Raw genomic sequence first — 18,777 nt, forward strand, 5'->3', positions numbered from 1 at the left:
GAATTGGGAGGACATGACGTTCATCCTTGACCCCGCCGCCGCCAGCGAATCGAACCCCCTCTTCGACGGGCTCAACCCGCAGCAGCTCGAGGCCGTGAAGTACCGCGGCCAGTCGCTGCTCATCGTCGCGGGCGCCGGCTCGGGAAAGACGAGCGTGCTCACCCGTCGTGTCGCCGGTCTGCTGCAGAGCCGGGAGGCATGGCCGAGCCAGATTCTCGCCATCACCTTCACCAACAAGGCGGCCTCCGAGATGCGGGAGCGGGTCGAGGCGATCGTCGGGGAAGCGGCACGTGGCATGTGGATCTCGACCTTCCACTCCGCCTGCGTGCGCATCCTCCGCCGCGAGGCCGAGCACTTCGGCTTCACCAGGAACTTCACCATCTACGACTCCGCAGACTCGCGTGCCCTGATCAAGCGGATCATCAAGGAACTGGATGCCGATGCGTACGGGTTCACCGTCTCATCCGTGACGGCCAAGATCTCCAAGCTGAAGAACGAGCTGCAGGATGTCGAGACGTACGCACGCAACGCGAACTTCAACGACCCGGCCGAGCGTGTGTTCGCCGAGATCTTCCGCACCTACACTCGCGATCTTGCCCGCGCGAACGCCTTCGACTTCGACGACCTGATCGGGCAGACCGTCTACCTGTTCCGTGCCTTCCCGCAGGTGGCGTCGATCTACCAGCGCCGGTTCCGGCACATCCTGGTCGACGAGTACCAGGACACCAACCACGCGCAGTACTCGCTCATCCGCGAGCTGACCCGCCCGCCGGCACCCGGCGTGCTCGGACCTGGCGACACCAACGTTCTCATCCACGACGACCGTGGCGACCACGGCGCCATCGAGGGCGCTTCGTTGACCGTGGTCGGTGACTCCGACCAGTCCATCTACGCCTTCCGTGGCGCAGACATCCGCAACATCGTCGAGTTCGAACGTGACTTCCCCAACTCGAAAGTCATCCTGCTCGAGCAGAACTACCGCTCAACCCAGAACATCCTCAGCGCGGCGAACTCGGTCATCGCCAACAACTTCGACCGCAAGGACAAGAAGTTGTTCACCACCATTGGCGATGGCGAGAAGATCGTCGGCTTCACCGGCTACAGCCAGCACGATGAGGCCCAGTTCATAGCGGATGAGATCAGCACCCTCCACGAGGCCGGCCTCGACTACAAGGACATTGCCGTCTTCTACCGCACCAACGCCCAGACGCGTGCGCTGGAGGAGATCTTCATCCGCTCCGCCATCCCCTACCGGGTGCTCGGCGGCACCAAGTTCTACGAGCGCGCCGAGATCAAGGACGTGATGGCGTACCTGACCGCTGTCGCCAACCCGGCAGACCCGATGGCGCTGCGCCGCATCATGAACGTGCCCAAGCGCGGTATCGGCCCGGCCACGGAGGCCGCCCTGCAGAACCACGCAGACCACCGCGAGCAGACACTTCGTGACTCGTTGAGGCAGGCGGATGAACTGGGGCTCGGCCCGAAGGTGACCAAGGCGATCCTCGACCTGGCCGAGATCCTGGATGATGTAGGCAAATCCGTTGAGACGGCGAAGGTTGCAGACATCCTGATCGCCATCCTGAAGCGCACCAAGTACGTGGAGGCGCTGCGGGCGAGCCGCGACCCGCAGGATGAGGCCCGCGCCGAGAACGTCGAGGAACTGGTCGCGCAGACCAAGGAGTTCAACACCCGCAGCCCTGAGGGCACGCTGCTCGACTTCCTCACCGAGGTCACACTGGTCGCGGCGGCGGATGAACTGGACGACTCGAGCGGAACCGTCTCGTTGATGACTCTCCACACCGCGAAGGGGCTGGAGTACGAGGCCGTCTTCCTCACCGGAATAGAGGAGGGGCTCCTTCCGCACCAGATGTCAGCGGGCGAGCCGGGCGGTCCGGCCGAGGAACGGCGGCTGTTCTACGTCGGCATCACCCGCGCTCGCCGGAGGCTGTATCTCTCACTCGCAATGACCCGCGCACAGTTCGGTGACGTCAACGTGGCCATGCCCAGCCGGTACCTGCAGGAGATCCCGCCGGAGCTGATCGACTGGCGGCAGTCTCCCGGCATGGCGAACAGCCGCGGCGGCACACAGCCCCGGGCGCTCAACGCCAGACGCGACTCGGGTACCGGCGGCGGATCGCGGCCGAGCTTTTCCAGCGGGGGCTCCGGCTACGGGTTCAGCGACCGCGGTCCGAGCGCGACCGCCCTGGCGCGAGCGGCGAGGAACGCCGACAAACCGAAGACGGAGTGGGCGAACAAGGTCACGGCGACCGTGCGCGACAACGGCGACCTGAAGCTGGCGGTCGGCGATCGCATCCGTCACGTCGACTTCGGTGACGGGCGGGTCAGCGCGGTGACCGACAACGGCCCCAAGTCGGTCGCCGAGGTGCAATTCGAGACGGCCGGACGCAAGCGCCTCCTCGTCAAGATCGCTCCCATTGAGAAGCTATGACCCGCCCGCCGGTTCAGCTGCGCACCACGGTCGCGGGCGAGCTGGCCGACGCATTCGCGGCGTTGCGAGAGGAGCTTGGGCTCGTCGAGGAGTTCCCGGAACTGGCCGAGGCCGAGGCCCAACTCGCGGTGGCGGATGCCGGGCTTCCCGCCGCAGACCTCACCGCCATCCCGTTCATCACCATCGATCCGGAGGGTGCAACCGACCTGGACCAGGCCATGCACCTGCAGCGCCTCTACAACCCAGACGACAGCGCGGGCTATCTGGTGCGATACGCGATTGCCGATCTTCCCGCCTACGTGCGAGCCGACGGGGCGATCGACGCGGAGTCCCGTCGACGCGGTCAGACCATGTACGCACCCGACAGGCGCGTGCCGCTGCACCCGCGCGTGATCAGCGAGGGCGCCGCCTCCCTGCTGCCAGGCGGTTTGCGTGGCGCCTACGTCTGGGAGTTCCGGCTGGACGTCGATGCCCGGGTCGTGTCGGTCAGTCTGACGCGAGCCCGAGTCCGCAGTGTGCGCCAGGCGACCTACGAAGAGGTTCAGGCCGAGATCGAGGCGGGGACGGCATCCGAGCTGCTGATGCTGCTCAAGGAGTTCGGCCTGAAGCGCATCGAGCTGGAGCGTGAGCGCGGCGGTGCCAGCCTCAACCGGCCAAGCCAGGAGGTCAGGCAGCGCGACGGCCACTATCTCCTGGAACGCCGAAGCGGCCTGCCGGTAGAGGACTGGAACGCCCAGCTGTCCCTGATGACCGGCATGGCGGCAGCCCAGCTCATGGTTGGTGGGGGCCTCGGCATCCTCCGCACCATGCCGGCCCCGGACGCCGAAACCATCGCCGCCTATCGGCGGCAGACTGAGGCCCTCGGGTGTCCGTGGCCAGAGTCGATGCAGTACGGGGAGTACCTGAAAACCCTCGACCCGAAGGAGCCGAACCAGTTGTCGGCGATCTACGCCGCATCCAAACTGTTCCGCGGGGCGGGGTACACGGTCGTCGCCGACGATGCCGCCGAGGTGCCAATCCAGTCGGCACTCGGTGCTCCATACACGCACGTCACTGCGCCGCTCCGCAGGCTGGTCGACCGCTTCGCGCTGGTCGTGTGCGAAGCGCTCGCGAACAACGCCCCTGTGCCTGACTGGGTCACGGATGCGCTGCCCACCCTGCCGGCGATCATGGCAGCGTCCGGGTCGGTCGCGTCGCGACTTGAGAACGGCTCGGTCGCCGCGGTGGAGGCTGCCGTGCTGAGCCAGCACGTGGGCCGGGAGTTCGACGCCACCGTGATCTCCGCCGGGGAGGATGGCGGGGTCATCCAGTTGGAGAACCCAGCCGTTTCAGCACGCTGCACCGGCCGATTCCAGCCGGGTGAGCGCATCCGCGCCCAGCTGGTCGAGGCGGATATCCCCAGCGGCACCGTGAGCTTTGCCAGAGTGGCCCCATGACGGAAACTTCGAACGGGCCACGCAGCCAGCAGTTGCTGCTCACCATCTTCGGCCTGTACGCGCGCGAGGCCGGCGACGCCCTGCCGGTGGCCGCCATTGTGCGGATGCTCGGGGAGCTCGGCATCGACCAGACCGGGGTGCGTTCGTCGGTGTCCAGGCTGAAGAGTCGCGGCGTGCTGGAGAGCCGGCAGCAGGACGGCGTTGCCCGCTATGCGATTTCGGCGCAGAGCCTGCAGATCTTCGCGGACGGCGACGCCCGCATCTACCACCCGACGCGAGCCCGACTGGACGACCCGTGGCTGCTCGCCATCTTCTCCGTGCCGGAGTCCGAGCGGGCCAGGCGGCACATCCTGCGCACCGAGTTGGTGCGTCTCGGCTTCGGCTCCGTTACCTCGGGTGTGTGGATCGCTCCCGGCAGGGTGCGCGAGCAGGCCGAGCACAGCCTTCACCGCCTGGGGCTCCGCGGCTACGTGACCTTCTTCAGCTCGACCTATACCGAGCCCGGCGAGCTTCGCCAGAAGGTGGCCGAATGGTGGGACCTCGACTCGCTGGGGAAGCTTTACGCCGACTTCATCGCGCAGCACGACGACATGCTGTCCGAGTGGTCGCGAGACCTGGAGGCCATGACTGTGGTGACGGATGACCGCCGGCGGGAGGCGTTCGCGCAGTACATCCCGATGTTCACCCGCTGGCGGCACTTCCCGTTCCTCGATCCGGGCATCCCGCTCGAATTGCTGCCCGACTGCTGGAATGGCCAGGTCGCGGAGCAGTTGTTCGCCCGGTTGCACGCACTGCTCGGCCCGCTGGCGCACGACCACGCCACTGCGCTCGTCAACAGCGTCAGTCGCTGATCTCCGCGATCGCGGAGATCTCGATCAGGGCCTCCTTCTGCCAGAGCCGGGTCACGCCGACGCCGGTCATTGCCGGGTACTCCGTGCCTGCCATTTCTCGCCAGAGCCGGCCGATCTCCCGCCCGTTCTTCTGGTAGTCGTCGACATCGGTCAGGTAGATAGTCACCGACACCAGGTCCGACGGCTTGCCGCCGGCCTCAGTGAGGGTGTCGAGCACGTTCTGGAACGAGCGCTTGAACTGTTCGACGACACCGCCGGGGACGATCTTCCCCTCGGCGTCCATGGCGGTCTGCCCGCCCAGGTGCACGGTGCGGGCGACCTTGACTCCGTGCGCGAATCCGATCGGTACAGCCAAATGCGGTGGGTTGACGATCTGGCGGGTCATCTTTCTCCTTCAATTGGGGCAGGAATGTGGTTCTGGATGCGGTGCACGGCGTCGCGCAGCAAGGCAAGCAGGTGTTCTTCCCTGGTTGACAGGCCGTGCGTGCGCTCGGGGTTGAAGCGGAAGTCCGGGCCACTGAGGGTCAGGGCGAGCGTTAGCTGGCGGTCGGGGTCGGTCAAGGGGACGGCCAGCGCCGCTACCCCGAGTTCGGATTCGGCGAGGTTGTGGCCGTAGCCGCGCTCGCGCACGATGCGCAACTCCTCACGCAGTGCATCCAGGCTGGTGATGCTCTCCGGTGTCTCCTGGGTGAGGGTTCCCGGCGGGTAGAGGCTGGTGAGCTGGTCATCGGGGAGGTGCGCGAGCAGCACTTTGCCCGCCGCCGTGGTGTGCGCCGGCAGTACCGTGCCGACCCGGCTGGTGACCCGCATGATGTTCGGCGACTCGTAGGCCGCGAGGAATCTCGTGTCGGTTCCGGCGAGCGCAGCGAGGTGCACCGTCTCACCGGTGGCGTCCCTCAGGGCGATCATGTGGGGTGTGCTCGACTCGATCACGCGGTCGACGACGGATGCGTGCCGCGTTGCCTCCATGCGTGGCCCCAGCTCATACCGGCGGCCGCGCTCGCTCTGCCGGGCGAACCCGGCCTCCTGCAGGGTGGCCAGGATGCGATGCGTTGTGGACGACCCGATGCCCAGCCTGGTGGCGATCTCGGAGACGCCGAGTTGGTCGTGCCGCTGGAGCAGCTCGAGGATCCGGAGCGCCTGGCTCACGGACTTCAGCGTCTGCGTCACATCCGCCCCTCCGATAGTTCCCGCATGGCGGGATGATGAGCCAATGATTCCAGATAGCGGGAGAAAGTGGTAACTTGCGAGCATAGTCACCGAGGGAAGGACACTGCCATGAGCGATGCCGCGGCAACCAGAGTTGTGCCGGTCGTGACCAAGGCCGGCCAGGAATACGAGGACACCGGGCAGTCCGGCGGTGCCCACCGTGTCTCCGGCGTGAGCATCCAGCACACGCCGGCCACCCGCATCTGGTTCGGCAAAGTCAGCAACGAGCCGGGCTTCCGTTCGCTACCGCACCACCACGGCGAGGCCGAGACCGGCGGTTACGTGCTCACTGGCACGGCCCGCATCTACTTCGGGGAGAACTACTCAGAATGGCTGGACATGACAGAGGGTGACTGGGTGTTCGTCCCGCCGTTCATGCCGCACGTCGAGGCGAACATGAGCACGACGGAGGAACTCGTCTGGCTGACCACCCGCACCCCTGAGAACATCGTGGTCAACCTGCCCGAAGTCGACGATGCGACCCTCGAGGGGTACCGGCGGGCATGACTGCGACCTCGCAGACCTTCCTTGCCGCGGTTGAACTCACGCCGGCGACTCCCGAGCACTTCGATGAGGCCTACACGGCGGTCACCCAATACGTCCCGTGGCCGAAAGCGTACGGCGGAGACCTGGTGGCCCAGGCGGCTGCTGCCGCCATCCGCTCGGTGACCGACGGCAAGGTCATGAACTCGATGCACAGCTACTTCATGCGGCCGGCCAACATCGGCGAGCCCGTGCGCTACGAGGTGGAGCGGCTTCGGGATGGCCGGGGTTATTCGACCCGGCAGGTGCGCGGCTACCAGGACGGCAAGGTGATCTTCGTCACTCTGGTGTCGTTCCACGCGGAAGAGGATGGCGAGGAATACGCCATGGCAGCCCCAGGCGGCGTTCCAGAACCCGAGGGCCTGCCCTCCTCAGCCGACGTGCTCTCCGGTGTCGACGGGCCGGCGGCCGAGTACTGGTCGTCCGGGCGCAGTTTCGACATGCGCCACGTCCCAGGTCCGGTCTACCTGGAAGTCGACGGCGACGCCGTGCCGCATCAGGCCGTCTGGATCAAGTCGTTCGATGCCCTCCCCGACGACCCGGAGCTTCACCGGATGGCGTTGGCCTACGTGTGCGACTACACCATCCTCGAGCCGCTGCTCCGGTCGCAGTCGTTGGCGTGGGCGGATGCCGGACTGGTCACCGCGAGCCTCGACCACGCGATCTGGTTCCATCGGGACGGACGCATGGATGACTGGGTGCTGTACGCCCAGGAGGCCGTCTCCAGCCAGCGCAGTCGAGGCCTCGCCCTCGGCCGGTTCTACACTCGCGACGGCACGCTCTTGGCGACCGTCGCACAGGAGGGCATGATCCGCAGCGGGCGGTGACCTTTTCAATCGTCGCGATCTCATGTAGCTTTTGTTACGACCGTCAGGAATCGGCAATGGCGCCGGTGGCGGGACCCAAGGAGCAGCAATGAAGCTCAGCCCATCCGCGCACGTCGACACCTTCACCCGGGACAACCTGCCCCCGGCCGACCAGTGGCCGACGCTCGAGTTCACCATCCCGGACGTGCAGTACCCCGACCGGCTGAACGCCGCCACCGCGCTGATCGACGACCAGGTGGCGCAGCGCGGAAGCGACGCTCCCTGCCTGCGGACGCCGGCCGGTGAACTCTGGACTTACGGTGAGCTGCTGAAGCGGGCCAACCAGGTTGCGCAGGTGCTGGTGGAAGACCTGGGAATGGTTCCCGGAAACCGGGTGCTGCTGCGAGGTCCCAACAATCCGTGGATCGCGGCCTGCTGGCTGGGGGTGCTGAAGGCCGGCGGTGTGGTTCTCACCACCATGCACGCCCTTCGCGCCAGGGAGATCGCCCCACTGATCGAAGAGCTGAGCCCCGTCGTCGGGCTCGCCGACCATCGTTTTCTCGCCGACCTCGACGAGGCATCCGCCGGTCGTATGACCGTGCTCTCCTACGGCGGTGACGGAGCGGGTGACCTGATCGCCCGCTGCGCGTCGAAGTCCGGGGTCTTCACCAACGTCGAGACGGCGGCGGACGATGTCGCCCTGCTCGGGCCGACCTCGGGCACCACCGGCATGCCGAAGATCACCATGCACTTCCACCGCGACATCCTGGCCATCGCCGACACCTTCTCCAGGCACGTGCTTCAGCCCCGGCCGGACGACCTGTTCGCCGGAACACCGCCACTGGCGTTCACGTTCGGCCTCGGCGGGCTGCTGGTGTTCCCGCTGCGCGTGGGAGCATCCACCCTGCTGATCGAGAAAGCGACCCCCGATGAGCTAGCCCGGCTTTGTGCCGACCACCACGTCACCATGCTGTTCACTGCTCCGACCGCCTACCGGGCAATCCTGAAGAACGGGCATGCCGAACTGCTGAAGAGCCTGCGGGTCGGGGTGTCGGCCGGTGAGAACCTGCCGGCGGCGGTGTGGGAGGAGGTGCATGAGAAGACCGGACTGAAGCTGGTCGACGGTATCGGTTCGACCGAGATGCTGCACGTGTTCATCTCGTCGCACGGCGACGCCATCCGCCCCGGGTCTACGGGCGTGGCCGTTCCCGGTTACCGCGCGGCCATCCTCGACGACGACGGCAACGAGGTCGGACCGGATGTTCTCGGTCGCCTGGCGGTTATCGGGCCGACCGGATGCCGCTACTTCCGTGGCATCCGCCAGGACAACTATGTTGCGCACGGCTGGAACCTGACCGGCGACACCTTCCACCGCGATGCCGACGGCTACTTCTGGTATGAGGCGCGGTCGGACAGCATGATCGTCACCTCCGGCTACAACGTGGGCGCGCCGAGCGTGGAGGGCGCCATCGACCTGCACGACGACGTCGTCGAGAGCGCGGTCGTCGGCAAGCCGGACAAGGAACGCGGCACCATCATTGCCGCGTATGTAGTGCTGAAGGAGGGCGTCGTCGGCGACGACGCGAAGCGCAAGGAACTGCAGGACTTCGTGAAGCAGACCATCGCGCCGTACAAGTACCCGCGGGAGGTCACCTTCGTCGACTCGCTGCCGCGCAACCCGAGCGGCAAGCTGCAGCGGTTCCGCCTGCTCGAACAGCCCAGCGGCCAGTCCACAGCTGTGAGCGGCTCCTGATGCGCATTGCCGTCGTCGGGGGAGGCCCGGGCGGCCTGTACTTCGCTGCGCTGATGAAGCAACTGCACTCCGGCCACGACGTGACCGTGTGGGAGCGCAATGCCGCCGACGACACCTTCGGGTTCGGCGTGGTGTTCAGCGATGAGACCCTGGGCGGCATCGAGAACGCGGACACCGTGATCGCCTCCCAGATGGCGTCGCAATTCGCCCGATGGAACGACATCGACGTGCACTACGGCGGTGAGGTGCTCACGGTCGGCGGGCAAGGGTTCGCCGCGATGAGCCGCAAAGAGTTGCTGCGCCTGCTGCAGCGGCGCTGCATCGACCTCGGCGTCGACGTGCGCTTCTCGACGATGGCGCCGGATGTCGATGAGCTCAGCCGCGACTACGACCTGGTGCTGGCGGCAGACGGGGTGAACTCCGCCATTCGCAACCGGTACGCCGACAGCTTCGGTCCGCACCTCGAGCAGCGGGCCTCCAAGTTCATGTGGCTCGGCACCGACCGGGTATTCGAGGCGTTCACGTTCGTGATCAAGGACACCCCGCACGGCGTGATGCAGATCCACGGTTACCCGTACTCCGACCAGGGCAGCACCTTCATCGTCGAGATGCATCCGGATGTCTGGGCGCGTGCAGGCTTCGACCAGACAGCAGACATGACGTTCCCGCCCGGCGCCAGCGACGAGTCGGCGATCGCCAGGATCAAGGAGATCTTCCAGGACGAGCTCGGCGGCTACCAGGTGCTGGCGAACAACTCGAAGTGGCTGAACTTCACCACCGTGAAGAACGGCTCCTGGCGGCACGACAACGTCGTGCTGCTCGGCGACGCCGCCCACACCGCCCACTTCTCGATCGGCTCCGGAACCAAGCTGGCCATGGAGGATGCCCTCGCGCTCGCGGCCTGCCTGCACGAACATCCGTCGCTGGACGAAGCCGTCGAAGCGTACGAAACCGAGCGCCGCCCCGTCGTCGCCTCAACCCAGCGCGCCGCGCAGGCGAGCCTGGAATGGTTCGAGAACCTCGGGCAGTACACGCACCAGCACCCGATCCAGTTCACTTTCAACCTGCTCACCCGCAGCCGGCGCATCACCTACGACAACCTGAAACTGCGCGACCCGGACTTCACCGAACGCCTGGACGCCTTCTTCGCCGAGCAGCAGGGGAGTGCGGATGTCGTGCCCGCCATGTTCCAGCCGTACAACCTGGGCGGGCTGCAGCTGAAGAACCGGGTCGTGGTCTCCTCGATGGACATGTATTCGGCGACTGATGGTATGCCGAACGACTTTCACCTGGTGCACCTGGGCTCGAAGGCGCTGGGCGGCGCCGGCCTGGTGATGACCGAGATGGTGTGCACTTCGCCCGAGGCCAGGATCACCCTGGGCTGCACCGGCCTGTACACCCATGCGCAGGCGGAGAAGTGGCGTCAGGTCGTCGACTTCGTGCACGAGCGGTCGACGGCGAAGATCGGCGTGCAGCTCGGGCACTCCGGTCGCAAGGGGTCGACCAAGCTGATGTGGGAGGGCCTCGACGTGCCGCTGCCGGCCGGCGGCTGGGAGGCGGTCGGGCCATCCGCGATCCCCTACGGACCGGACAACCAGGTGCCGCGCGAGCTCACCATGCGCGAGCTCGACCAGATTCGCGATGACTTCGTAAGTGCGGCCGTCCGGGCATCCGACGCCGGCTTCGACCTGCTCGAACTCCACGCCGCCCACGGCTACCTGCTGTCGTCGTTCCTGTCGCCGGTGTCGAACCGGCGAACGGATGCCTACGGCGGGTCTCTCGAGAACCGGCTCCGCTTCCCGCTCGAAGTGTTCGACGCCGTGCGCGAGGTGTGGCCAGCCGACAAGCCGATGTCGGTGCGTATCTCCGCCACCGACTGGGTCGACGGCGGGCTGACCGACGATGACGCCTGCGCGATCGCCGAGGCATTCATCCTGCACGGCGCCGCGGCGGTGGACGTCTCCACCGGGCAGGTCACCAAGGAAGAGAAGCCGTCGTTCGGGCGCAGCTACCAGACGCCGTACGCCGACCGCATCCGCAACGAGGTGGCGGTGAGGCACGGCGCGGCGGTCATCGCGGTGGGGGCGATCTCCTCGTACGACGACATGAACGCCATCCTGCTCGCCGGTCGGGCCGACCTCTGCGCGCTCGGCCGCTCGCACCTCTACGACCCGCAGTGGACGCTGCACGCCGCAGCCGAGCAAGACTATGTTGGCCCGGCGGCCGACTGGCCGGTGCAGTTCCAGCCCGGTCGCCGCAAGCCACCGACGTCACGCACCGAGGCCGTGCGGCCGCGCCTCGAGCTGGTGCGGCACGAAGCGGAGGACGGCGTGCAGCACCTGCGCTGGAAGCCCGCCGCCGCGCTCGCGCCGTCCGCTGGGAGCCGCTGACAGCATCCGCTGAACCGTCAGTTGCGGACCCGCCCGCATGCGGTGCGTGTACGAGCCTGTCCGCAACTGACGGGCGAGGTTCGGACCGCCGTCAGGGCAAGAACCGTAGATCTTTCGCGGGCCCCGAGCCGCTCACGGGGGGAAGCCCCGGAAGTGAGCGGGTAGAGTTTAACGTTGGCAGGCGCCTTTTAACGGTCGATTCACATCGGCACCAGTGCCGGTCGCCCTCTCTCACACACCCATTACGCGCGGATTGGAATGAGCAGCGTGGATCTATTTGAGTACCAGGCCAGGGACCTTTTTGAGTCCTACGGAGTGCCAGTACTTGCCGGCCTGATTGCCGACACCCCAGAAGAAGCCAAGGCTGCCGCCGAGAAAATCGGTGGCACCGTTGTCGTTAAGGCCCAGGTCAAGACCGGTGGTCGCGGCAAGGCCGGCGGCGTCAAGGTCGTGCACAATGCCGACGACGCCTACACCGCAGCCGAGCAGATCCTCGGCCTCGACATCAAGGGTCATGTCGTCAAACGCGTCATGATCGCCCAGGGCGCACGCATCGACAAGGAGTTCTACTTCTCGGTGCTCCTCGACCGCGCCAACCGCTCCTACCTGTCGCTGTGCAGCGTCGAGGGCGGCATGGAGATCGAAGAACTCGCGGTGGAGCGCCCAGAGGCCCTCGCCAAGATCGAGGTCAACCCCCGCCACGGACTCGACCTGGCCAAGGCAGAGGAGATCGCCCGCGCCGGCGGCTTCCCAGAAGAGCTGGTCTCCAAGGTGGCCCCCGTCTTCGTGAAGTTGTACGAGGTCTACAAGGGTGAGGACGCGACGCTCGTCGAGGTCAACCCACTCGTGCTGACCGAAGACGGCGAGATCATCGCCCTCGACGGCAAGGTCTCGCTCGACGAGAACGCCAGCTTCCGCCACCCGAAGCACGCCAAGTTCGAGGATGCGTCCGCCGCCGACCCGCTCGAGGCGAAGGCCAAGGAGAACGACCTCAACTACGTCAAGCTCGACGGTGAAGTCGGTGTCATCGGAAACGGTGCCGGCCTGGTCATGTCGACCCTGGACGTCGTCGCCTACGCTGGCGAGGACTTCGGCGGCGTGAAGCCGGCCAACTTCCTCGACATCGGTGGCGGAGCATCCGCCGAGATCATGGCAGCGGGCCTCGACGTCATCCTCAACGACCCGCAGGTCAAGAGCGTCTTCGTCAACGTCTTCGGTGGCATCACCGCGTGTGACGCCGTCGCCAAGGGCATCGTCGGCGCGCTGGCCGAACTGGGCAGCGCGGCGAACAAGCCGCTCGTCGTGCGCCTGGACGGCAACAAGGTCGAAGAGGGCCGCCGCATCCTCGCCGAGGCGAACCACCCGCTGGTCACCCTGGCAGCCACCATGGACGAGGGCGCCGCCAAGGCCGCCGAGCTCGCCAACGCCGCTCGCTAGAACGAATAGGGAACAATAAATGTCAATCTTCCTCAACAAGGACTCCAAGGTCATCGTTCAGGGCATCACCGGCGGCGAGGGCACCAAGCACACCGCCCTGATGCTGGCGGCCGGCACCCAGGTGGTCGGCGGCGTCAACGCCCGCAAGGCCGGAACCACCGTGCTGTACCGCGACAAGGATGGCGGCGATGTCGAGCTGCCCGTGTACGCAACCGTCGCCGAGGCCATGGAGAAGACGGGGGCGGATGTTTCGATCGCCTTCGTCCCGCCGGCTTTCACCAAGGACGCGGTCGTCGAGGCGATCGACGCCGAGATCCCGCTGCTGGTCATCATCACCGAGGGCGTGCCGGTCGGCGACTCTGCCGAGTTCTGGGCCTACGCCCAGGAGAAGGGCAACAAGACCCGCATCATCGGCCCGAACTGCCCCGGCATCATCACCCCGGGTGAGGCGCTCGTCGGAATCACCCCGGCGAACATCACCGGCAAGGGGCCGATCGGCCTCGTGTCGAAGTCGGGCACCCTGACCTACCAGATGATGTACGAACTGCGTGACCTCGGCTTCTCGACCGCGATCGGCATCGGCGGCGACCCGATCATCGGCACCACCCACATCGACGCGCTGGCCGCGTTCGAGGCGGACCCCGAGACCAAGGCGATCGTCATGATCGGTGAGATCGGCGGCGACGCCGAAGAGCGCGCGGCCGACTTCATCAAGGCCAACGTGACCAAGCCGGTCGTCGGCTACGTCGCAGGCTTCACCGCTCCGGAGGGCAAGACCATGGGCCACGCCGGCGCCATCGTGTCCGGCTCGGCCGGCACCGCGCAGGCGAAGAAGGAGGCCCTCGAGGCCGCCGGAGTCAAGGTCGGCAAGACGCCGTCCGAGGCTGCCACCCTGATGCGCGAGATTCTCGCCTCCCTGTAAGCACCTCGTCTGGCGGCCCGACCCTTCGCGGGGTCGGGCCGTTCGTGGTTAACCTCTTCCCTCCGCGCAAATGAGAGAGCTTTTCGGACTTCGACGCGGAATGAGGGAAGTATTTTCCTCTGGAGGCGACAACCTCCTCCTTTTGCGGGAAGGCGAACGGGGGTTGGGCATCGTCGCCGGTAGGGTCGAACCGGTATGAACCGTCCCCTCACCGTCGTCTTCGCCGCGCTCGAAGCCCTGCTCGTTGCCGGCATCGGCATCGGCATCGCGCTCGTGCCGCTCAGCGTGATGTGGGCCTTCCAGTACGGCTTGCAAATCGACTGGATTGTGTTCTGGCGTGCCGCTGCCGACACCTGGATGCTCGGCCACGGTGTCGATATCGCCTTGACTCTCGACCCGCTGACGGCGACCAGCATCGGATTCCCCGACGCCTCCACCCCGTTCGTGCTCACCATCGCACCCCTCGGTTTCGCGCTCCTCACCCTGCTGCTCGCATACCGCGCTGGGCGCCGCATCGCCGAAACGCCGCATTTCATCCTCGGATTGGCGGTCGCCCTCGCTTCCTTCGGGGCGCTGTCGCTGACCGTCGTGCTGACTGCGCTCCACGAGTTCGCGCGGCCGTCCATCTGGCAGGGGGCGCTGCTTCCCACGCTGGTCTTCGCGCTCGGGCTGGCGCTGGGCGGCGGCATCGCCATCCGCCGCCTGACCGCGCTTCAGCGCGCGGGAACGATGAGAACGGATGCCACGGTCGGCGCCATCGCGACGCGCATCTCCGATATCCCGGGCGAGACGGCGGCGCTCATCCGGGCATCCGTAACCGGGGGAGTCGCGGCGGTTGCCGCCATTGTCGCTGCCGCGTCAGTCGCCGTCGCTCTGCTGCTGCTGGTCAACTATGCCGAGGTCATCGCCCTGTATGAGAGCGGGCACGTCGGGGTGCTGGGCGGCGTCGCACTGACCATCGCCCAATTGGCGTTCCTGCCGAACCTGGTCGTTTGGGCGGTTTCCTGGTTTGTCGGGCCCGGCTTCGCGATAGGCGCCGGCTCATCGATCGGCCCGCTCGGCACCAGCCTGGGACCCGTGCCGGCCGTCCCCTTCCTGGGCGCATTGCCCACCGGCGACCTGGCCTGGGGGTTCCTCGGGCTGTTGGTTCCGGTGCTCGCCGGCTTCTTCGCCGGGTTGCTGGTCCGCAGCACGCTGGTGCGGAGCATCCGCATGCCGGTCTCGGTCGGGCGGATGCTTCTGGCGGGGCTGTGCATCGGCGTGGTGGCCGGCATCATCCTCGGGCTGCTCGCCTGGTTCTCGGCTGGGGCGGCCGGGCCGGGACGATTGGTCGAGGTGGGTCCGTCTCCGTGGCTGGTGGCGTTGTTCGCCACGCTCGAGGTGGGTGGGGCGGCTGCGCTCGGGCTGCTCAGCGTGCGCAACCGCGACTGAGGAACCCGCCGTCCGGCGATAAGCTTGACCGGTGCTGAAACTGGTGGTCCTGATCTCTGGCGCCGGGTCGAACCTCCGGTCTCTGCTTGAAGCCGCCGAAGACGCGGAGTTCCCGGCCAGGGTCGTCGCGATCGGTGCCGACCGTGACGCTGACGGCCTCGCGCACGCCGAGGATTTCGGCATCCCGACCTTCACGGTCGCCTACTCCAGCTACCCCGACCGCGAGTCGTGGGGCGCCGCACTGCTTGAGCAGATCCAGCAATGGGAGCCCGACCTGGTCGTGCTGAGCGGCCTGATGCGCCTGCTGCCGCCGTCCGTGGTGGCGGCGCTCGAACCCAACCTGATCAACACGCATCCGGCCTACCTGCCCGAGTTCCCGGGCGCGCACGGCGTGAGGGATGCGATCGCCGCCGGCGTCACCGAAACCGGCGCCAGCGTCATCGCCGTCGACAACGGTGTCGACAGCGGGCCGGTCATCGCCCAGGAGCGGGTGGCCATCCACCCGAACGACACGGAGTCCACCCTGCACGACCGCATCAAGATCGTCGAGCGCCGGCTGCTGGTGCAGGCCGTGCTCGACATCGCCAATGGAAGAATCGACCTCAAGGAGTTGACCGCATGAGCGGCGCGGCACACGACGAAACCGAAATGCTCGAGCGCGGAGTCATCCCGATCCGCCGGGCGCTGATCTCGGTGAGCGACAAGACGGGCCTCCTCGAGCTGGCCGCAGCACTGGCGGGCGCCGGCGTCGAGCTGGTTTCGACCGGGTCGACGGCGAAGGCGATAGCGGATGCCGGACATCCGGTCACCGAGGTTGCCAGCGTGACCGGATTCCCCGAGTCCCTGGACGGTCGCGTGAAGACGCTGCACCCGGCGATCCACGCCGGCATCCTGGCGGACCTGCGGCGCGAGTCGCACCGGGTTCAACTCGAGAATCTCGGCATCGCCCCGTTCGAGCTGATTGTCGTGAACCTGTACCCGTTCGTGCAGACGGTCGCCTCCGGTGCCCCCGCGGCCGATGTGATCGAGAACATCGACATCGGTGGTCCGGCAATGGTGCGGTCGGCGGCAAAGAACCACGCCAATGTCGCGATCGTCGTCTCGCCGGACAGCTACCAGCAGGTCATCAAGGCGGCAACGCTCGGTGGCACCACACTTGCCCAGCGCCAGCGGCTGGCCGGTGAGGCGTTCGCGCACACCGCCGCCTATGACTCCGCCGTCGCGGAGTGGTTCGCCGGCAACGTCGGCTTGCGCGCAGAGCACGACGCTCGCGTGGTGTCCCCGGACGAACTGGTCGCGCAGGAAAGCGGGTCGAGCGAGACGGCCGACACGTTCAGCCTCACTGCCAACCTGAAGCAGGCCCTGCGCTATGGCGAGAACTCGCACCAGTCGGCCGCCCTGTACGTCGAGCAGAACGGGCGCGGCATCGCCCAGGCCACCCAACTCCACGGCAAGGACATGTCGTACAACAACTTCGTCGACGCGGATGCCGCCCTGCGGGCCGCGTACGACTTCGATGAGCCGGCGGTGGCGATCATCAAGCACGCGAACCCGTGCGGCATCGCCGTCGGGCATGGGCCGGGCGACTCGATCGCATCCGCCCACGCGCGGGCCCACGCTTGTGACCCGGTTTCGGCGTTCGGAGGGGTGATCGCGGCCAACCGGCCGATCACGCTGGCGGCGGCCGAGTCGATCAAGGACGTGTTCACCGAGGTCATCGTCGCGCCCGACTTCGAGCCGGATGCGCTCCGCCTGCTGACCGCGAAGAAGAACCTCCGCCTGCTGAAACTTCCGGAGGGCTTTGCGCGCGGGGCAACCGAGGTCAGGCAGATCTCCGGGGGGCTCCTCGTGCAGTCGGTCGACAGTTACGCCGGGTTCAGTTCGGCCGGCTGGACCCTCGCCGCCGGCTCACCGGCGGATGCAGACACCATGGAGGACCTCGAGTTCGCCTGGCGGGCGGTGCGCGCCGTGAAGTCGAACGCGATCCTGCTCGCCCATGACGGGGCATCCGTCGGCGTCGGAATGGGTCAGGTCAATCGGGTCGACTCCTGCCACCTTGCGGTGACGCGGGCAGGGGAGCGGGCCGCCGGCAGTGTTGCGGCATCGGACGCGTTCTTCCCATTCGCCGATGGTCTCCAGGTGCTGCTCGATGCCGGCGTTCGCGCCGTCGTGCAGCCCGGTGGTTCGGTGCGCGACGAGGAGGTCATCGCCGCCGCGAAGCTGGTCGGGGTCACCATGTACTTCACCGATGAGCGCCACTTCTTCCACTGACCCACAGGAGCAGTGGTCGGGCATCCGTCTGACGGCTAATAGGCTCTTTGCATGACCCAGAACCCGCCCCTGACCATGCTGCGCCGTATTGCCGCCTCCCTCGCATCCGCTCTCGCGGTGGTCGTCGTCGCGCATCTGGTGACAGTGCTCGTCTTCTTCATTGTCGGCGGCTCAGACCCGGCGATCTTCCAGGGCGTCAGCGACGTCTTCCTGCCGAGCAGCCTGCTCGCGTTCATCCTGCTGGCCGTGGCGGCCTCGCTTGAGGCCTACCGTTTCTGGTACACCTCGATCGCGGTCGGACTCATCGCCGCGGTCGTCGCGGCGATTGCCGGCTATGCGCTCGTGGTGGTCGGCAGCGGTTCGGCGCTCGACGCCGAGGCCTGGACCTTCCTGCTCCAGAGCGTCACCGGCCCGCACCTCGTCTACATCATCGCCACCACCATCATCACGGCCACCCTCGGCAGGAGAGTCTGGAACCTGCTGACCGCCCGCGGCGCCCGCACCGGCAACGCATCGGAACGCCGCATCGCTCTGGTGCGGCTGCCGGCCAGCAACCTTGCCGAAGGCCAGGTCACCCACATTGAGCGCACTACGGTCGACACCGAGCTGGCCGACCAGCAGTGGGAGAACTACGTACAGGCTCTGGATGCTGCCGGCTGGGAGACCGTGGAGGTCGCCGCTGCAGACACCCACGCCGACTCCGTCTTCGTCGAGGACACCATCGTCATGTTCGGGTCGACCGCGGTAGTCGGGAGTCCGGGCTCCGAGTCGCGCATCGGTGAGACCGAGGCCGTTGAGGCGGAGGCACGCCGGCTCGGCCAGCGCATCGAGCGGATCCAGACCCCCGGAACACTGGACGGCGGCGACGTGCTGAAGGTTGGACGCACCGTCTACGTCGGCCGCGGCGGACGCACCAACGCCGAGGGCATCCGCCAACTGCGGGCGATCGTCGGCCCGCTCGGGTACTCGGTGGTCGCCGTGCCGATGACGAAGGCATTGCACCTGAAGACCGCGGCGACGGCGTTGCCCGACGGAACGGTCATCGGCTTGCCGTCGCTGCTCGAGGACACCAGCATCTTCGAACGGTTCCTCGCCGTACCGGAGGCTGAAGGCACCGCGGTGGTCGTGCTCGACCACGACAGCGTGCTGATGTCATCCGCCGCCCCGAAGACCGCGGCGATGATCGAGGACCTCGGCTACAACGTCACCACGGTCGACATCAGTGAGTTCGAGAAGCTCGAGGGCTGCGTGACCTGCCTGTCGGTTCGAGTTCGGTAGC

15 protein-coding genes are annotated in these 18,777 nt (G+C 67.1%); 13 read left to right on the top strand and 2 right to left on the bottom strand.

The genetic code is table 11. The annotated features are described in order from the left end of the window. Window positions 1-13: 13 nt before the first annotated feature. From ACX3PH_RS12465 to ACX3PH_RS12475, 3 genes are read left to right on the top strand one after another with little or no spacing between them, the layout of a single operon-like run. On the top strand, window positions 14-2,449 hold the full coding sequence (locus ACX3PH_RS12465; RefSeq protein ID WP_459093003.1) for an ATP-dependent helicase: 2,436 nt from the start codon (window positions 14-16) through the stop codon (window positions 2,447-2,449). Further along, window positions 2,446-3,885, top strand: a complete 1,440-nt coding sequence (locus tag ACX3PH_RS12470) for an RNB domain-containing ribonuclease (protein WP_459093005.1) — start codon at window positions 2,446-2,448, stop codon at window positions 3,883-3,885. The genes ACX3PH_RS12465 and ACX3PH_RS12470 overlap by 4 nt, the downstream gene beginning before the upstream one ends. Next, window positions 3,882-4,736 (top strand): PaaX family transcriptional regulator, encoded by an 855-nt coding sequence (locus tag ACX3PH_RS12475; protein WP_459093006.1) that lies wholly within the window; start codon window positions 3,882-3,884, stop codon window positions 4,734-4,736. Before ACX3PH_RS12470 ends, ACX3PH_RS12475 begins: the two co-directional genes overlap by 4 nt. On the opposite strand, the gene ACX3PH_RS12480 is transcribed toward ACX3PH_RS12475, so the two are convergent. After that, window positions 4,726-5,121 carry a RidA family protein gene (locus tag ACX3PH_RS12480; protein WP_459093007.1) on the bottom strand — a complete coding sequence of 132 codons (396 nt, stop codon included), beginning with the start codon at window positions 5,119-5,121 and terminating at the stop codon, window positions 4,726-4,728. The genes ACX3PH_RS12475 and ACX3PH_RS12480 overlap by 11 nt on opposite strands. Beyond that, complete coding sequence (locus tag ACX3PH_RS12485) at window positions 5,118-5,906, bottom strand: IclR family transcriptional regulator (RefSeq protein ID WP_459093008.1); 789 nt, start codon at window positions 5,904-5,906, stop codon at window positions 5,118-5,120. The genes ACX3PH_RS12480 and ACX3PH_RS12485 overlap by 4 nt, the downstream gene beginning before the upstream one ends. A 108-nt stretch (window positions 5,907-6,014) precedes the next feature. Here ACX3PH_RS12485 and ACX3PH_RS12490 point away from each other — a divergent pair, with 108 nt between their 5' ends. From ACX3PH_RS12490 to ddaH, 10 genes are all read left to right on the top strand, one after another. Beyond that, entirely contained in the window at window positions 6,015-6,452 is a 438-nt protein-coding gene (locus ACX3PH_RS12490; RefSeq protein ID WP_459093009.1) for a cupin domain-containing protein, read from the top strand. After that, window positions 6,449-7,315: an acyl-CoA thioesterase gene (locus tag ACX3PH_RS12495; protein ID WP_459093010.1), complete on the top strand. Its 867-nt coding sequence runs from the start codon at window positions 6,449-6,451 to the stop codon at window positions 7,313-7,315. The genes ACX3PH_RS12490 and ACX3PH_RS12495 overlap by 4 nt, the downstream gene beginning before the upstream one ends. An 88-nt stretch (window positions 7,316-7,403) precedes the next feature. Further along, entirely contained in the window at window positions 7,404-9,047 is a 1,644-nt protein-coding gene (locus ACX3PH_RS12500) for an AMP-binding protein (protein ID WP_459093011.1), read from the top strand. After that, window positions 9,047-11,437 carry a bifunctional salicylyl-CoA 5-hydroxylase/oxidoreductase gene (locus tag ACX3PH_RS12505; RefSeq protein WP_459093012.1) on the top strand — a complete coding sequence of 797 codons (2,391 nt, stop codon included), beginning with the start codon at window positions 9,047-9,049 and terminating at the stop codon, window positions 11,435-11,437. Before ACX3PH_RS12500 ends, ACX3PH_RS12505 begins: the two co-directional genes overlap by 1 nt. Window positions 11,438-11,704: 267 nt before the next feature. Continuing rightward, entirely contained in the window at window positions 11,705-12,874 is a 1,170-nt protein-coding gene (gene sucC / locus ACX3PH_RS12510; protein ID WP_459093013.1) for an ADP-forming succinate--CoA ligase subunit beta, read from the top strand. Window positions 12,875-12,893: 19 nt separating this feature from the next. After that, entirely contained in the window at window positions 12,894-13,796 is a 903-nt protein-coding gene (sucD, locus tag ACX3PH_RS12515; RefSeq protein ID WP_459093014.1) for a succinate--CoA ligase subunit alpha, read from the top strand. A gap of 195 nt (window positions 13,797-13,991) precedes the next feature. Next, window positions 13,992-15,227, top strand: coding sequence for a cell division protein PerM (locus ACX3PH_RS12520; RefSeq protein WP_459093015.1), 1,236 nt, complete (start codon window positions 13,992-13,994; stop codon window positions 15,225-15,227). A 31-nt stretch (window positions 15,228-15,258) separates the two neighbouring features. Next, window positions 15,259-15,849 (top strand): phosphoribosylglycinamide formyltransferase, encoded by a 591-nt coding sequence (gene purN / locus ACX3PH_RS12525; protein WP_459093016.1) that lies wholly within the window; start codon window positions 15,259-15,261, stop codon window positions 15,847-15,849. Continuing rightward, on the top strand, window positions 15,846-17,498 hold the full coding sequence (gene purH / locus ACX3PH_RS12530) for a bifunctional phosphoribosylaminoimidazolecarboxamide formyltransferase/IMP cyclohydrolase (protein ID WP_459093017.1): 1,653 nt from the start codon (window positions 15,846-15,848) through the stop codon (window positions 17,496-17,498). Before purN ends, purH begins: the two co-directional genes overlap by 4 nt. Window positions 17,499-17,549: 51 nt before the next feature. Then, window positions 17,550-18,776 (top strand): dimethylargininase, encoded by a 1,227-nt coding sequence (gene ddaH, locus ACX3PH_RS12535; RefSeq protein ID WP_459093018.1) that lies wholly within the window; start codon window positions 17,550-17,552, stop codon window positions 18,774-18,776. The last annotated feature ends 1 nt before the right edge of the window (window position 18,777 follow it).

The organism is Homoserinimonas sp. A520, assembly GCF_054489245.1.

What these genes read in the sequence shown, in the direction of transcription:
- ACX3PH_RS12465 (WP_459093003.1), top strand. Translation starts at nt 14, where the DNA reads ATGACGTTCATCCTTGACCCCGCCGCCGCCAGCGAATCGAACCCCCTC.
- ACX3PH_RS12470 (WP_459093005.1), top strand. Translation starts at nt 2,446, where the DNA reads ATGACCCGCCCGCCGGTTCAGCTGCGCACCACGGTCGCGGGCGAGCTG.
- ACX3PH_RS12475 (WP_459093006.1), top strand. Translation starts at nt 3,882, where the DNA reads ATGACGGAAACTTCGAACGGGCCACGCAGCCAGCAGTTGCTGCTCACC.
- ACX3PH_RS12480 (WP_459093007.1), bottom strand. Translation starts at nt 5,121, where the DNA reads ATGACCCGCCAGATCGTCAACCCACCGCATTTGGCTGTACCGATCGGA.
- ACX3PH_RS12490 (WP_459093009.1), top strand. Translation starts at nt 6,015, where the DNA reads ATGAGCGATGCCGCGGCAACCAGAGTTGTGCCGGTCGTGACCAAGGCC.
- ACX3PH_RS12495 (WP_459093010.1), top strand. Translation starts at nt 6,449, where the DNA reads ATGACTGCGACCTCGCAGACCTTCCTTGCCGCGGTTGAACTCACGCCG.
- ACX3PH_RS12500 (WP_459093011.1), top strand. Translation starts at nt 7,404, where the DNA reads ATGAAGCTCAGCCCATCCGCGCACGTCGACACCTTCACCCGGGACAAC.
- ACX3PH_RS12505 (WP_459093012.1), top strand. Translation starts at nt 9,047, where the DNA reads ATGCGCATTGCCGTCGTCGGGGGAGGCCCGGGCGGCCTGTACTTCGCT.
- sucD (WP_459093014.1), top strand. Translation starts at nt 12,894, where the DNA reads ATGTCAATCTTCCTCAACAAGGACTCCAAGGTCATCGTTCAGGGCATC.
- ACX3PH_RS12520 (WP_459093015.1), top strand. Translation starts at nt 13,992, where the DNA reads ATGAACCGTCCCCTCACCGTCGTCTTCGCCGCGCTCGAAGCCCTGCTC.
- purH (WP_459093017.1), top strand. Translation starts at nt 15,846, where the DNA reads ATGAGCGGCGCGGCACACGACGAAACCGAAATGCTCGAGCGCGGAGTC.
- ddaH (WP_459093018.1), top strand. Translation starts at nt 17,550, where the DNA reads ATGACCCAGAACCCGCCCCTGACCATGCTGCGCCGTATTGCCGCCTCC.